The organism is Blastocatellia bacterium, assembly GCA_016713405.1.
Classification (GTDB): Bacteria; Acidobacteriota; Blastocatellia; order Chloracidobacteriales; family JADJPF01; genus JADJPF01.
Genome location: JADJPF010000022.1, coordinates 384100 through 400434, shown reverse-complemented (window position 1 = coordinate 400434; position 16335 = coordinate 384100). Strand labels below are relative to the sequence as shown.

13 protein-coding genes are annotated in these 16335 nt (G+C 34.7%); 5 read left to right on the top strand and 8 right to left on the bottom strand.

The genetic code is table 11. From position 1 onward, the window contains the following. Window positions 1–247 precede the first annotated feature (247 nt). The gene (locus IPK14_23210) at window positions 248–1627 is read left to right on the top strand and encodes a universal stress protein (protein MBK7996179.1); all 1380 of its coding nucleotides are present in this window, start codon (window positions 248–250) and stop codon (window positions 1625–1627) included. Between the two features lie 10 nt (window positions 1628–1637). Here IPK14_23210 and IPK14_23205 read toward each other — a convergent pair whose 3' ends face one another. The 6 genes from IPK14_23205 to IPK14_23180 form a co-directional block, all read right to left on the bottom strand. Then, entirely contained in the window at window positions 1638–2219 is a 582-nt protein-coding gene (locus IPK14_23205) for an AI-2E family transporter (protein ID MBK7996178.1), read from the bottom strand. Window positions 2220–2245: 26 nt separating this feature from the next. Then, window positions 2246–2845, bottom strand: coding sequence for an AI-2E family transporter (locus tag IPK14_23200; protein ID MBK7996177.1), 600 nt, complete (start codon window positions 2843–2845; stop codon window positions 2246–2248). A 75-nt stretch (window positions 2846–2920) separates the two neighbouring features. Beyond that, a complete protein-coding gene (locus tag IPK14_23195) occupies window positions 2921–3436 on the bottom strand; it encodes a DUF1772 domain-containing protein (GenBank protein ID MBK7996176.1) in 516 nt (171 codons plus the stop codon). 214 nt (window positions 3437–3650) lie between these two features. Further along, entirely contained in the window at window positions 3651–4091 is a 441-nt protein-coding gene (locus tag IPK14_23190; GenBank protein ID MBK7996175.1) for a hypothetical protein, read from the bottom strand. 20 nt (window positions 4092–4111) lie between these two features. Beyond that, window positions 4112–4363 carry a hypothetical protein gene (locus IPK14_23185; GenBank protein MBK7996174.1) on the bottom strand — a complete coding sequence of 84 codons (252 nt, stop codon included), beginning with the start codon at window positions 4361–4363 and terminating at the stop codon, window positions 4112–4114. 60 nt (window positions 4364–4423) lie between these two features. Beyond that, window positions 4424–7126 (bottom strand): TonB-dependent receptor, encoded by a 2703-nt coding sequence (locus IPK14_23180; GenBank protein MBK7996173.1) that lies wholly within the window; start codon window positions 7124–7126, stop codon window positions 4424–4426. Between the two features lie 314 nt (window positions 7127–7440). Here IPK14_23180 and IPK14_23175 point away from each other — a divergent pair, with 314 nt between their 5' ends. Genes IPK14_23175 through IPK14_23165 form a run of 3 tightly spaced genes read left to right on the top strand, consistent with a single transcriptional unit; the run spans window position 7441 to window position 12444 of the window. Further along, complete coding sequence (locus IPK14_23175; GenBank protein ID MBK7996172.1) at window positions 7441–8121, top strand: TetR/AcrR family transcriptional regulator; 681 nt, start codon at window positions 7441–7443, stop codon at window positions 8119–8121. A 3-nt stretch (window positions 8122–8124) separates the two neighbouring features. Next, window positions 8125–9333, top strand: a complete 1209-nt coding sequence (locus tag IPK14_23170; GenBank protein ID MBK7996171.1) for an efflux RND transporter periplasmic adaptor subunit — start codon at window positions 8125–8127, stop codon at window positions 9331–9333. 15 nt (window positions 9334–9348) lie between these two features. Next, window positions 9349–12444 (top strand): efflux RND transporter permease subunit, encoded by a 3096-nt coding sequence (locus IPK14_23165; GenBank protein MBK7996170.1) that lies wholly within the window; start codon window positions 9349–9351, stop codon window positions 12442–12444. 86 nt (window positions 12445–12530) lie between these two features. Here the strand turns inward: IPK14_23165 and IPK14_23160 are convergent, their stop codons facing one another. Together IPK14_23160 and IPK14_23155 are read right to left on the bottom strand one after the other, a co-directional pair. After that, window positions 12531–13271: a hypothetical protein gene (locus IPK14_23160; GenBank protein ID MBK7996169.1), complete on the bottom strand. Its 741-nt coding sequence runs from the start codon at window positions 13269–13271 to the stop codon at window positions 12531–12533. Between the two features lie 22 nt (window positions 13272–13293). Beyond that, window positions 13294–14838 (bottom strand): acyl-CoA carboxylase subunit beta, encoded by a 1545-nt coding sequence (locus IPK14_23155; protein ID MBK7996168.1) that lies wholly within the window; start codon window positions 14836–14838, stop codon window positions 13294–13296. 408 nt (window positions 14839–15246) lie between these two features. On the opposite strand from IPK14_23155, the gene IPK14_23150 reads away from it, so the two are divergent. Next, the gene (locus tag IPK14_23150; GenBank protein MBK7996167.1) at window positions 15247–16326 is read left to right on the top strand and encodes a PilT/PilU family type 4a pilus ATPase; all 1080 of its coding nucleotides are present in this window, start codon (window positions 15247–15249) and stop codon (window positions 16324–16326) included. Window positions 16327–16335: the final 9 nt, after the last annotated feature.

Here is a 16335-nt window from a genome sequence, read left to right as displayed (position 1 = left end):
ATATCCACAACAACTTAATAACCTACGTAATCTAGCTATATTTTAGATATATAAAACCTTAAAACTTTTCTAACTAGAATTAGTTGATAGCTAGAATATAAAGCTACTAAAATCAATAAGTAAAACTTAAGGGTTTAACTAAAATTGTTTAATCAATAAAAGCTTTAATTTTATGGTACAGCTATTGCCTAGTAAGAGTTTAAGCAGCGATTATGCTTAAAATTAGAGGCTGTTTTAGGGGGCAATTATGACAAGTCTAAGAAATATTAATTATCAAATTGATCGAATCTTATGGCCGACAAACCTTTCTCCAGAATCAACTCAAGCTTTAGTTTATGCAATATCACTTGCAAGTGATTTTCAAGCTAAACTTTACATTTGTTATTGTGCTGAAGAGCCTTTACCAGCAGGTGGACAAAAAGTTAAAAACTATTTAGCAGATTTAATGGAGAAAAATCAAATTCACTTAGACAAAAAAATTGAATGGGAAGTAATCATTACTGAAGGAAATGTAGCAGAAGCCATTACAGAAATAGCACAAAACCACAAAATAGATTTAATGGTGATGTATGCTAAAAGGCATCCTTATACAGCAGCCCTTTTTGGTTCAAACGCTGAGTCCATTTGTCGAACTGCACCTTGTCCAATATTAATTACTCATCCTGGCGAACAAGCCTTAGTTAATCCTGATAGTAAAAAAGCTGATATAAGAAAAATACTAGTTGCTGATAATTTTTCTAAACACTCACCCTTTTCATTAGCCTATGCCTTAACTCTTGCAAAAACTTATAACTCGGAACTTCACCTCCTACATGCGGTTGAAGACTCCCATGCTGATTTAGAAGACGCTACTAATCGTCTAAAAGAAGCTTTTCCTATATCAGATATTAATTCTAATTTGGTTAAATATGTAGTAGTTAGAGGTAAAGCTTATGAAAAAATTAATGAATATATAGAAAGCCATAAAATAGATTTAGTTTGTTTAGCTACTCGTGAAGCTAGTTATTCCCCTTCCGTTTTTTCTACTACAAGCTCTTTACTTTTTGGTTCTACCACAGATAAATTGCTAAGAAAGTCTTCTTGCCCAATCTTAGTAGTACGTCCCTTTGAAACTCATAAACAAGAAGTTGCTTCAAATAAAATTAAGGTTTTAGTGGCTACTGATGGTTCAACTTATGCTGAGGAAGCAGTTAATTATGCAGCCAGTTGGCTTTGGCCTGCAAACACAGAATTAAGAGTTATTACAGTTATTGAACCTCTATCTAGCCTTGGGCCTGCTGTTACACATTACAAGCTAGCTTCTGAGTTAATGCAGGCTTCTGAAAATTTAGTTGCAGAAGCAGCTACAAAGCTACAAAAAACAAATTTACCTGTTTCTCGCCATGTTAGAGGTGGTTTTGCTGCTGATGAAATTATTAACGAAGCCAAAGAATGGGGTGCTAATTTAATAATTGTTGGAACTCACGGAAGACATGGACTTTCTCGCTTTCTACTTGGTTCAGTAGCAGAAAAAGTTACTAATAATGCTCATTGCTCTGTAATAGTTGTAAAAAATCCACAACATACAATAATGGAAGATAACCCAAACAAAGAAGCTAAAGAAGCTAAGGAGACTTTAACCACTTAATTAAAACTAACTAGTCGTTTACAGTTGAAACTGTTTTATCAGTCTCAAGCTCTTTATCTTTTTCAACTTGATGATTTTCTGTAACTTCTTTTAATTCATCTAGTTTTTCTGGGTTTTCTGGTTGTGTTGTCTGCTTTATTTCTTGAGTTGTTGTAGTTGGTTTTATTTCTTCATTCTTTGGAAAGATAAAATTAAGTAAAGTGACAAAGCTAGCTACAATAAGTGGGCCTAAGACTAATCCTAATGGGCCAAATATTCTTATTCCACCTAAAACACTATAAAAAGTAACTATTGTAGGTAAATTAGTTTGTCTACCAACAAGCATTGGTCTAAGAACATTATCAATTGTACTAACAACAAAAATACCCCATAAAACTAAAATAATTGCTTTAGCAACAGATCCTGTTAAAAAGAGCCAAATAGCTGTAGGTATCCAAATAAAAGCAGTTCCAACCATTGGAATCATTGCTAAGATTGCCATTATTACTGTCCAAATTAATACAGCAGGAACTCCCAATAAATAGAACATAAAACCAGCTAAACTAGCTTGAGTAATAGCTACAACAACATTTCCAAAAAGTGTAGCATTAATTACTAGTTTTACTCTTTCAACTAGTTCTAATTTTTTTCATTACTAATAGGTAGAAGTTTTAATAACCAATGTAGAAATTTATCTCCATCACGTAGAAGAAAAAATAAAGTAAAAAGAGTAAAAATAAAATTAATAATTAAAGAGAAAGAGTTAGAAATTATTTTGGTGACATATTGAAGTGCAAAATTTAATATTGTACTAATTTTTTCTGATAAGCTTTCTTTTATATCCACAGGAGAAATATTAGCATTCTTGTCTAACCAAATAAGTATTTTGTTATCTTTTGCTAATTCTACTAAAGCATCAACATTTTGAGGGTTTTGGAAATATTGATAAATTATTTTTATTTCTTTAGTTATTTGAAATGAAACAAAAACTAATGGAACAATAATCACCGTTACAGCAGTAGCAACACCAATCAAAGCTACAACTGTTTTATTAGGTATTTTTTTATTTAACCATTTTTGCCAGGGTTGAAGAACAATTGCTAAGGTAAATGCCCAAAGTATTGCTGTAGAAAAAGGATAAAGTAAACTAAATAATAAATAGCCAATAAAAGCTATTAAAACTAGTAAAAAAGCTTTTTCTATTGTTAATTTATAACCATTAAGTAAATCTTGGCTCATGAAAACACTTTATTGTTTTAAGATTTATTTTCTAAACCAAAATATAACTTAATCTATAAAGACAGACAAAATATTTTAATTATTTTTTTCTTTTAATGCTAAAACTGCTACAAAAAATGCGCTTATTCCTAGAAAAGTACGAACCCATTGCCACATACCCCAGTTTATAAGTTCCTGTGAAACATTATTAAGATCAATAGTTGCAGCAGCAAAACTAGCATTAGCTTGCTTAAAATATATTGGGTAAAGTAGCAAAATAAAAATATTAATTAGTGTAGCTATAGCTAGCAAGTTCTTATTTGGAAGGCGTTGGAGTTGGTAAAGTATAGTAACTAAAAGAGTAACAATTAATCCTAAAATCTGTGATGTACCAAAAAAACTAACTAAATGAGGCTCATTATTTCTAAACCAAGCCAAAAAATCTTGAGCCGGCATTTTTTTCCAGTAAGGCACAAAAAGAATCGCTTCTGTAAGCATTGCCCCAGCAGAAAGACCTAAGAATATTACAGTAGCAATTAAAAGGAGTTTTGATATTTGAGTAACCATATAAATTTTTTGTTTACTAACTACAGCATAAATTAAATAAATCATACGCAGGGTTTCAACCCTAGGTATGATAATCAGGCATTCCCAAAAGCCCCAACGGGGCGGGCATAGTTTTTTAATGTTAAGAAAAGACTATGCGCGCCCCTTCAGGGCTTGAGAGACTTAATTATTATTTCCTAGGGTTTACACCCTAGGCTACAGTTATGTCGCCCCGTTGGGGCTTAAGATTAAAATATCAGTAAATTTAGTTTACAGAGTACTAACTATCTAGTAAATTTAAGTTTTGGCCTTGTATTTTTTCTATTTCATGCTCAGAGATTTTCAACACTACACATGATACAAACTCACTAGCAATATTGCGGCATTTGCGGGGAATGCGAAATTTAACTTCAGCTTGATGACTTCCTGGAATATCACTTAAAGCTTTTAAGCCTTTGGTTCTAATGGTTAGAGTAGTAAAAAATAACCCTTTTTTTAAGTTAATATAATCTATTTCTCTAAAAGGAATTACTCTATATTTAACATCTGATTTTATCAACTTTGAATCAAAAATAGCTTCCCCAATTTCAAATTCTAAAACCACACCTTCTTTACTAAGCCCCATAAGACCTGTAGCTTTGGCTAAACCACCGTATATATCTTTTGAAAATGGAACCTTTATATTATGAATAAAGGAAATAACTTCTTCTTTATCTAGCATTTAGAACACCTTTATAACTTTCAAAAGCTAAAGCGAAAACCAAATTGTATTTGACGAGGAGCAAAAGCACCTCTAAACCGCTCTCTAGGAACAATAAAACGGCCCCCATCTTTTGCAGGTAAGTTAAAATTACCTTGCGCGTCAGGCATAAAGACACGTGCAATTGTGCTTTGATCAATATTAACTCGGTTAAATAAATTAAAAGCTTCTATATAAGCTTCTAAGCGGTAACTTTCCTTAATATTAAAAACTTTTGTTAAACGCATATCCATATTAGCAAAACCTGGAGTAATTCCAGCATTACGCCCAATGCTAACACCACCTTGTAGTGGTCAATCGCCTGGAGGGTTATCAAAATTACGGTTTAAGTCAACACCTGCTAGCAAATTATAAGGTTTGCCTGAAGTTAAAGTAACAATGCTAGAAAGTTGTAACCCATTTAACACAACATTTTGCTTATAACTAAGATCCCAAATTCCTGAAATAACAAACCGGCTACGAGTATCTATTACACCTAAACCACGTTCTTGAGCAATATTTAATGGATCAACAACTTCCCGTGAAAGTGTGCCAAAATCTAGCACATTATCAATTAATTTAGAAAAAGTATAACTTGCTAGCACGCTAAATCGCTGGTCAAATCGTTTATTTACAGAAATGGTTAAGGCATGAAAATAACTATCAAAAGCAGACTCAAATTGTTGTATATCGCCTTGACTAGTGTTAACTCGTCCATTAATTAAGCTATCTGTAAGACTATTAGTAGGACGTACTACAGGATTTATATTTCTAGTAGAAAATAATTTTATCCCTCGAACAAAGTCATAATCTACAGAAAGAGCATATTTATCTTTTAGAAAATAATTAATACCAAAGTTTACTTGCTGAGTATAACTGCTACGTAAGTTTGGCTCATAGGTAGTAGTTTGGCTTAATTGTGGAACTAGAGAAACTCCTGGAGGCAAGCTAAAGGAGTCTGGAAACTTACGGCCTGGTAAGGAAAAAGGGATAATAGAGAAAGGAAAAGGAATTACAGGAACTTTAACTCTACCTGTAGTAAGTAAGTTTACACCAACAGCAACACCAGTGACGGGTACAGCAAAAAATAACCCATAAGAAGCATGAAGTCTTAAATTAGTAAATTTTGTTGGACTATAAGAAAAAGCTAACCTTGGAGAAACATTACCATTGTTGTTTGGAACAAAACGAGATCGATTTAAGTCATAGCGAAGACCTGCTTTTATAAGTAAATTACGCTTTATCTTAAAATCATCTTGTGCAAAAACTGCAAAAAACTTAGATGGTGTTACTACATTAGGATCACCAAAACCTTGAGTGTAAGCTGTAGGTAATGAAAGCTGTGCTAGTGGTAGATTTGCTGGAAGCCCTGGAGCTAGATTAGGTAGCAATGCTGCGGCAGCAGTTAGAAAAGCCAATTGTGCTGGACTACGTAAATTAGAATCAAAGGCTTCTAAGCCTGTAAAACTAGGTAGGTTTGGAATACCTGTTAAAGCAGTAAAATTTAACGGGCCAAAAACCGCTAGTCCTCCAGGAATAAAGGGCAAGGCTGATTTACCTTCTGGAGGCGCAGTTACAAAGAGATCCCCCCCAAATTTAATTTGATGACGGCCTCTAGTTAAAGACAAATTATTAACAAATTGGTAAAAGCGTTGATCTCTAGGCTGCGGTAAAAAAGAACTTCTTCCAAAAGTGTTTACCCCATCTTCTGTTGTTATTCGTACTTGTGGCCCAGGATCTAGAGGAAAATCATCTTGATTTCTAACCGTAAAAAGAAACCTTGTTTCATTAACTAAATTTAGCCCTGTATTAAGGTAAACATTATTAACAACTAACGTATTATCATCTAAGCTTTGTCTTCCGCTATTGCTATAGTCTATAAGACCACCAAAGAAATCAAAACCAGAGTTAAAGGAAAATCCACCATTATAACGAACAAACAAAGAATTTTGGGGATTGAGGCGAAAATCTGCTCTAGCAAGTAGGGTTGTAGTCCCAATGGAAAAAGGTCTTGGGCCATTTTGAACATCTGAAAAACCTTGCCTTCTAGCTGCTGCTACAACATTATCACTGATAGTTACAATAGTATTTTGCTTAATAGTTAGTCGTTCAAAAGAAGTAAAAAAGAAAGCTTTATCTTTTTTGATTGGCCCACCTAAAACGGCCCCAAATTGGTATTGGCGAAATTCTGGATTAATATCAGAAAAAGGCTCTTTAGCACTAGTTTCATCATTGCGGTTAAAGAAAAATAGTCCCCCATGATAATCATTTGTGCCACCCCTTGTAACAATATTAACTACTCCGCCTAAAGCCCGGCCAAATTCAGCCGAGTAGTTATCTGAAATAATTTGGAATTCTTGTACAGCATCTTGACTAAATGTTGCTCTGACTGAACCAGAGCCAGAATCATTATTATCTAACCCATCAATAGTAACATTATTAAAACGTCCCGATTGCCCATTAAATGAAAGTCCTGATGTAGCAGTTGCTCCTATTGCCCCACCATCTGACACAACACGCGCCGCAGTAGTAGAAAAATCTAAGAAATTTCGTCGATTAATTGGTAGTTTTTCTATTGTAGTTCGGTCAACATTTGTGCTGCCTTCTGTTTTACCTTCTACAAGGCTATTAGCTAAAACCTCTATAACTTGAGTGGATTCCCCTAAAGCTAACTCCACATCTAAAAGTGCTGTAGTGCCTAAAACTAAAGTAATAGGAATAACTTGTGTAGCAAAACCATCTGCTTGAACTGTTAATTGATAGTTACCAGGTGGTAACTGGCGAAAACTAAAAGATCCATCACTGTTTGGAATAATTTCTCTAGTAAAATTAGTAGCTATATTCTTTATTGTTAAGGTAGCAGAACTTATGGCTGATTTTTGGCCGTCAATTACTTGCCCATTAATTGCACTACTAGTTGATCCAGAAGATTGCGCTAGTATATTAGGTGTTGCTAACATAAAGAAAAACAAAATAGTTAATAATATACAGTGAAATTCTTTTATAGTCTTAAACATAATTATTCCTTTACAGCAAATTACTTAATCAAATTACTTTGCAGTTGACTTAAAAGGGGCAATTTTTCAGGCTAAAATTAGTAGGATTTTATAGAACTCTTAGGGTATTTCCAAATATAAAAATCGTCAATAACTCATCTCCAAAATTTTAATAAAACCTTAATAAATATTCCGGCTAAATTCCCTACAATAACTAAAAATAAACCTACCAACTTTGCCTAATATTAACTTTATTTAGTTATCACTACCCCGTTGCAAATTATTTTTCTCTTATGCTAATGTAAGTAATCACTTACTTACTTGGTAAAAATATTATGGAAGACACAAAAACATTAGTTGAAGAAGTTAAAGAAACTAAGAAAAAGCAACGCTTTTGTAGTGCAGACCGCAAAGAGCAAATATTATCTATAGCAGCAGAAATTTTTTCTCAAAAAGGTTTTAATGGAACTACTACCAAAGAAATTGCTGAGCGATTAGACGTAAGCGAAGCTATTATTTTTCGCCATTTTCCCACCAAACAAGATCTTTATTCTGCAATTTTACACGAAAAAACAACCGAACTCATGCAACCTCTGTGGTTAAATTGCGTAGAGTTAATGCAGAAGAAAGATGACCGAGGAGTTTTTACTAGGCTAGCTGCTCAGATATTAGAAATGATGCACAAGGATCAAACTTTGTTAAGACTACTTTTTTATAGTGCTTTAGAAAAACATCAATTAGCACAAGCCTTTTTAGAAAGTACGGCAAGACAAGTTAGAGAGCCTGCTATTAAGTATATAAAGCAGCGTATTGAAGACGGAGCATTTCGCACTATAGATCCTATATTAACAGCTAAATTTTTTTTTAGTTTAGTAAAGCAATGGGGCATTTCTAGAGAATTATTTCAAGATAGCGAAATGCAAAAGCTTTCTCCTTGGGAAGCAGCAGAAGAAATAACTAATATTTTCCTTTTTGGGATTTTACAAGACCAAAATTCTCGTTCAGCTAAGGAATAATACATGAGCAAAACACTTATTTTATTACTACCACTATTACTTTTTACTGCTTGTCAACGTTCAGAACCACCAGCACAAGCAAACACAAGCCAAGCTAGCGTTTTAGCAACTGCTCCAACTTCTATAAGTGTAACTACTAGTTCTGCTATTGAACGTAGTTTATCTAGTGCATTAGAACTTACTGGAACATTAGAGGGCCAGGAAGAAGTTATTGTTAGCAGTGAATTAGACGGCAAGCTCTCAAGCATGCACATTGATTTAGGTAGTTACGTAAAAAAAGGCGATAAACTTTTTTCTTTAGATGAACGTGAATTGGGTTGGAAATTAGAGCAGGCTAAAGCAAATCTTTCTATTGCAGAAATAACTTTAGGTCAGGCAGGTAAACCCGGCGAGTCTAATGATTCCCATCCAGCAGTACGTGATGCTTATGCAGCACTGGAAAAAGCCAAAATAGACTTTGAACGTACAGAACAATTACTTAAAGATGGGGTAATTTCTCGTCAAGAATATGACCGTAATAAATCATTATATGACCAAACTCGCGCACGTTGGGAAACGGCAATTGCTCAAGTAGAGGGTTACGGAGCTAATTTAATACAAGCTCATGCCAACTTACAGCTTGCTGATAAACAACTAAAAGATTCTATTATTTATGCACCTATAACGGCTTCGGTTAAAGAAAGATTAGCATCTACAGGACAATATGTTAAAAAAGGTGAGCCATTAGTTAAACTTATTCAAATCAATCCTTTGCGACTTCGTACTACTGTTCCAGAACAATATTTACAACAATTAAAATCAGGTGAAACTATAAGTTTTACCGTAGATAGTTTGCCAGATAAACAATTTGTAGGAAAAATTACTCGTTTTAGTCCAGCCGTAGACAAAAACTCTCGTTCCTTAATGGTAGAAGCAACCATTGAAAACCCTAAATTAGAGCTTAAAGCAGGAATGTTTGCACGTGTTAAATTAACTTTTGGAGAAAAAAGACCTGTTTTACTTGTACCTCAAAAAGCTGTTATTACTGCTGTAGGTCTAAATAAAATCTATGTTTTAGCTGATGGAAAGGCTCAAGCTAGAGAAGTCACTTTAGGCCAAAAAGATGGCGAATTAATAGAAATAATCTCTGGTGTTAGTGCTAATGAAACAGTTATTACTAGTAATTTAGATAAGCTAGCTGATGGCACTGTGGTAAATCAACAAAGTAACTAGACCGAAAGGATTTTTATGCAAAAATTAGCAGAACTTTGTATTGAGCGTCCTGTTTTTGCCACAATGCTTATATTAGCACTTACTTTTATAGGTGGCTTTGCTTATAGCATTTTAGGAGTTGATTTATTCCCTAAAGTTGATTTCCCTACTATCACTGTAACTACTACACTACGTGGAGCTTCTCCTGAAGAAGTAGAAACAGAAATAACAAAGAAAATAGAAGAATCTGTAAATACTTTACCTGGTATAGATGAATTACGCTCTGTTTCTACAGAAGGAGTATCATTAGTTTTTATTACCTTTGTTTTAGAGCGTGATACTGACCAGGCGGCTCAAGATGTTAGAGATAAAGTTAATACGATTCTAGGAGATTTACCACAGGAAATAGACCCGCCTATTGTAGAAAAACTTGACCCAGATGCTACACCTGTAATGTCAATTGCTGTTTCTGCTAAACGAAGTTCAAGAGAAATTACAGAAATTGCTGATAAAAAAATCAAGCAAGCTATTGAATCTATTAGTGGTGTTGTACAAGTGCGTTTTATAGGTGATCGTAAAAGACAAATACAAATTTGGATAGATACCCAAAAATTAACAGCTTATAACTTAACAATCCCACAAGTAGAGGCTGCTTTAGTTAGCCAAAATATAGAGTTACCCGGTGGACGTATTGACCAAGGCAGCCGCGAACAAGTGGTTCGTACTCTAGGGCGTATTACTAACACAGCAGACTTTAGTAAAATTATCATAGCTACAATTAATAATAATCCTGTAAGAATTTCTGACATTGGTTATATTGAAGACGGGATTGAAGAACCTCGTACAATGGCTCGGTTAGATGGAAACGAAGCTGTTATTTTAGAAGTTCGTAAACAGTCTGGAAACAATACTTTACAAGTAGTTGAAAATGTAAAAGAACGTCTATCAGAGATTCAAAAACTTTTGCCTCCAGATTTCCAAGTGCAAATTATTCGTGACCAATCCCGTTTTATTAAAGGCTCTTTTGAAGCTATTAAAGAACATTTAATTTTAGGAGGGTTTTTAGCTGCTTTAGTAGTATTGCTATTTTTAGGTAACTTCCGTTCTACCATAATTGCTGCTATTGCTATTCCTACTTCAATAATTTCAACTTTTGCATTGATGTACTACATGGATTTTACGCTTAACCAAATGACTATGTTAGCCTTAGTGCTTTCGGTTGGAATAGTTATAGATGATGCTATAGTTGTACTAGAAAATATTTACCGATTTATGGAAGAAAAGCAGATGTCGCCACTTCAAGCGGCCCGTGAAGCAACACATGAAATAGGGCTAGCTGTTATGGCAACAACTCTTTCTTTAATAATTATTTTTCTTCCAGTAGCTTTTATGGGCGGTATTGTTGGACGTTTTATGAAAAGCTTTGGACTAACAACAGCTTTTGCCATAGGTGTTTCATTACTTGTTAGCTTTACTCTAACTCCAATGATGTCAGCACGTTTTCTTAAAGTTAACAAAAAAGCTCATAGTGCTAAACAGTCTTTCTTCTATAGCTTAATTGAACGTAGTTATATGGCAATGCTACGTTTTTGTATGAACTATAGGTTATTAGTTGTAGTTGTTTCCATTGTAGTTATATTAACTACTGTACCTTTATTTCAAAGAGTTGGTAAAGACTTTATTACACAAGATGATACAAGCGATTTTCAAATTGATATTCGCGCTCCAGAAGGCTATTCACTTACAGCAACCTCTGAAACTCTTAGCAAAATAGAAGATGAGCTACGTCAACTTACAGGAGTAACAAACTTACTTACTACAATTGGAGGCGATGCCCAGCAAACCCCTAATGCTGCAAGTATTTATGTAAAAATTATTGATGTTACTGAGCGTGACTATCCTCAAGCTGAAGTAATGGAAAAAGCACGTCGTTTAATGGGCAAATATAAAGATTTGAGAGCCTCTGTTTTGTATGTTGCTAGTATTTCTAGTAGTTCTATGAAAAATTCTGATATTCAATATAGTTTAAGAGGCCCAGACCTAAATAAACTTACTGAATACTCAGCTAAAGTTATGGACTTTGTAAAAACAGTTCCTGGTGTAGTAGATGTTGATAATAGTTTAATTACAGGTAAGCCGGAAACTAGAATTTATATTGACCGTGAGCGTGCTGCAGATTTAGGCGTTAGAATTAGTGATATTGCTACAACAATTCGCACACTTATTGGTGGTAATGACCAAGCTTCTAATTTTCGAGAAGGTGAAGACCGTTATGATATTCAGATCCGCGCTCAACTTTCAGACCGTAACAGTCCAAATGCTCTTAGTCTGTTAACAGTTCCATCTTCTAAACAAGGGACTGTACGCTTAGATCAAGTGGTACGAATTCAAGCAGGTACGGGCCCAGCACAAATTGACCGATATAATCGACAACGACAAGTAATAATTTCTGGAAATATTGAGCGTGGGCAATCTTTAGGCCCAGTATTACAAATAATAGACGCGCATGTCTCTAAGTTAAACCTTTCTCCAGAATATCAATATGGTGTACAAGGTCGAAGCCGTGAATTAGGGCGAGCAGCAACAAACTTTTTAATTGCTTTTATACTTTCATTTGTTTTTATGTATATGGTCTTAGCTGCACAATTTGAAAGTTTCCTTGACCCAATAACAATTTTACTCAGCTTACCCCTTTCTATTCCTTTTGCTCTGCTTTCATTAATTATGTTTAACCAAACGTTAAATATTTTTTCTGCTCTAGGAATCTTAATGCTCTTTGGAATAGTAAAGAAAAACTCTATTTTGCAAATTGACCATGCTAATCAACTACGAAACCGCGGCTTAAGCACTTATGAAGCAGTAATTCGAGCTTGTCAAGATAGATTGCGCCCTATTTTAATGACTACTATTGCTTTAGTTGCTGGTATGTTACCAATGGCTCTAGGTCAAGGGCCGGGTTCAGCTTCTCGGCGTTCAGTAGCAATTATTGTTATAGGTGGGCAATCACTTTGTTTACTTCTTACTTTGCTAGTAACACCTGTAGCTTATTCATTATTTCATAGCTTAACTGAAACTTTATCATGGCAAAATTTAGTTAAAACCTTTCCTTTCTTAAGTAAACTAGATAGATAATAATTAGAATTAGCTAGAACTAAATAAAAATAGCCCAAAATTTTGGGCTATTTTTTTATTTTATATAAACAATACTTGGTTATTTCTTAGCGTGCTGGTTCTATTTTTACTTGGACACTAAATTGGCCGCTATTGTCGCTTAAATCACCTTCATTAACGCTAAGGAATAACTTTCCATCGCGTTTAGCAACAAACTCGCCTTCTCGTCCAATGTGAATAAAATCATCATTATCATCACCAATAACAGCAATTAAGGATCCTGTAGGCTTATCTAAAAGCAGTTTATTTTTATCCTCTAACTCAATTCCTTCTGGCCCGCTTTCACGTGAAGAAGAAAGCTTTACTTTCCCAGAAGCAATTAAACGAATACGATCGCCTCGGCGAACTGTTAAATTAGCATAACTCCAATCATCTTTAGCTGTCACTTGTGTTGCTATCTCTTTAACAGCCGTGTTTGTTGTAGGGCTATTAGTAATAGGCTTAGTAACTACTGGTGTTGGACGACTAGGAGCATTATTTGCTTTATGTCCTGTATCATCATCTGGCGCACTTGGCCTAGGAATATTGTTTTCACGTACTGATGAAACATTGCTAGTGTCATCCCCACGCCCGTCAAATTCAATTGTTTCTACATCACGAGTATCTAAAATTACTTTAGATTGACTACTAGTACCTAAATCTAAAGCTACAGTAAAAGATCCACTAGCAAAACTAATTACTTTACCTTTTACCACTGTACCATTTTTTAGTTTTATAGTGTCTGCATTAACAGTTAAAGTAATAAAAAGTAAACAAATAAAAGCAATAAAATAATTAGGCCATTTCATAAAATTAAACTCCTTAAAATCTTTACAAAGGGATATTGCCATGCTTTTTGGGTGGGTTAGTATCTCGTTTATTTTCTAGTAACTTTAAGCCACGGATTAATTTTTGCCGAGTAAGTGCTGGCTCTATCACTTCGTCAATATATCCATACTCAGCCGCAATATACGGTGAAGCAAATTTATCTTGATATTCCTTAATTTTTTCTGTCCTAGCTGTTGCTACATCTGAAGCTTGATTAATTTGCTGACGATATAAAATATTTACTGCTCCCTCTGCTCCCATTACTGCAATTTCAGCACTAGGCCAAGCAAAATTTAAGTCTGCTCGAATATGCTTAGATGCCATAACACAATAAGCTCCTCCATAAGCTTTACGTGTTATTACAGTTAATTTTGGTACTGTAGCTTCAGCAAAAGCATAAAGTAGCTTTGCACCATGTCGAATAATGCCGCTATATTCTTGCTGAATGCCAGGTAAAAACCCTGGTACATCTTCAAAAGTAATTAATGGAATATTAAAACAATCACAAAACCGGACAAATCTTGCAGCTTTTACCGAAGCATCTATGTCTAAAACGCCTGCTAATATAGCAGGTTGATTAGCAACTATTCCTACTGAGTAGCCCCCTAAACGAGCAAAACCAATAACAATATTTTTTGCAAAATGTTCTGCAACTTCAAAAAAATATTCGTCATCAGCAATTTTACTGATAACTTTACGAATATCATAAGGTAGGTTTGGATTGTCAGGAACTATAGAGTTAAGCTCTTTATCTGCACGATCTACCGGATCTGTAGTAGCACGTCGAGGAGTGTCAGTCATATTATTAGAAGGCATAAAAGAAAGTAGCTCTCTAATAGTGTTAAGACAATCTTCTTCATCCTCAGCAGCAAAATGAGCTACACCACTACGACTATTATGAGTTAATGCCCCGCCTAAATCCTCTTTAGTAACATCTTCGTGAGTAACTGCCTTAATTACATCTGGGCCAGTAATAAACATATAACTAGAATTTTTTACCATTACATTAAAATCTGTTAGTGCCGGACTATAAACAGCACCACCAGCACAAGGCCCCATGATTGCAGAAATTTGAGGAACTACTCCCGAAGCTAAAGTATTACGTAAAAAAATGTCAGCATAACCAGCTAAAGAAACTACTCCTTCTTGGATACGTGCGCCACCAGAATCATTAAGTCCAATAACAGGTGCGCCCACTTTCATAGCCATATCCATTACTTTGCAAATTTTTTCAGCATTAGTTTCAGAAAGTGATCCACCAAAAACTGTAAAATCTTGGGCAAAAACAAAAACTTGTCGTCCATCTACTTGACCATAACCTGCTACCACACCATCACCAGGATATTGTTGGTTATTTAAGCCAAAGTTTTCACAACGATGCTTTTTGAATTGGTCAAATTCTTCAAAAGTACCTTTATCTAAAAGATATTCTATTCTTTCTCGTGCAGTCTTTTTTCCGGCCTGGTGTTGTTTGTCAATTCGTTCTTGACCTCCAGCCAGCAGTGATTCTTCTCTACGTTCGTTTAACAACTTGAGCTTGTCAGTCATTAAAGTTAACTCCTAAAGGGGGGTTAAATGTCTTTTGCTAATTTAGATAATTACCAAGATTACTATAAGTTAGCTAATAAAACTTGAAGTATTACTCCATTTGCGATTGCATTGTATCTGATAGATGTTTTGCGATCAACTGATCAGATACAACTCACTAGCTTAAAGATGCTAGTGCCAAAGCAAGCGTTTGTTATAAATTATTATCTTGCTGTTTACAGCTAATGTCTAAGATAATCATTTTCTTATAGTTTAGTTTGCTAAAATAGATGGAAAATTAGTCTAAAATAATTTTTATTTTAATAATCATATTTCTACTAATATAGTAGAAAACCTTGGCAACCTAGGATTTAATAAGATAAAATCTTGCGGCCAAAGTTTTTCCTATTTCTTCTTAAGGAAGTCTTCATGAACCGAAAAAAGTTCGATAGTCTTTTACAACTAGCCATTGAAGATGGTGTTTCCGATATTATTTTGGCTGTTGGCGAACCACCAATGTTTCGCTATAGCGGAACTTTAATAGATGTAAGGTCTGATGCTTTAGAAGCCCGTGATACAGAGCTAATTGCAAGACTACTACTGCAACACCATTTTGAAGACTTAAATTCTTTTACTGCCGCTGATGTTGCTTATGAATTAGAAGATATCGGTCGTTTTCGTGCTAGTGTTTTTAAGCAACGTAACTTATTTCGCATTGTATTAAGAGTAATTCCTGTAGAAGTACGAACATTTATTGACTTAAATCTACCTGTAGAAATTGCTTCTCTTGCAGACCTACCTCGTGGGTTAATTTTAGTTACGGGTGCTACTGGACAAGGTAAATCTACTACTATCTCTGCAATCCTAGAACAAATTAATCGTACTCGTAAAACACATATTATTACAGTAGAAGACCCAATAGAATTTACTTATCAAAAATCTCGTTCCTTAATTACTCAAAGAGAAATAGGAGAAGACGTTAACGACTATCAAACAGCACTTCGTCAAGCACTTCGTCAAAGTCCTGATGTAATTATGATTGGAGAGATAAGAGACGGCCAAACCTTTGAAGCTGTCTTAACTGCGGCTGAAACAGGACATTTAGTAATTAGTGCTATTCACACAACAGATGCTCAAAAAACCTTTGGTCGTATCTTAGGCTTTTATCCAGAACAGGAGCGACAATCTGTTAAAGATCGCCTTGCTAATACTTTAGCTGCAATTATTAGTTTGCGTTTACTGCCTTCTATAACAGGTGGTGAACGGGTGCCAGCAATAGAAATTTTACGTATGAATAGCACACTTGCCGAATGCTTACGTAGCCCAGATAGGCTTTCAGAAATAACTAGCTATATGGAAAAAGGACGGGACTATTACGGTATGCGAACATTTGACCAGCATATTGTAGAACTTTATCAAGCAGGCTTAATTGATTTAACAACAGCTAAAACTGCGGCTAGCCGTCCAACAGAAATTGAGCGAATATTAACACTAAACGGTACTACTTAATTCTTATAA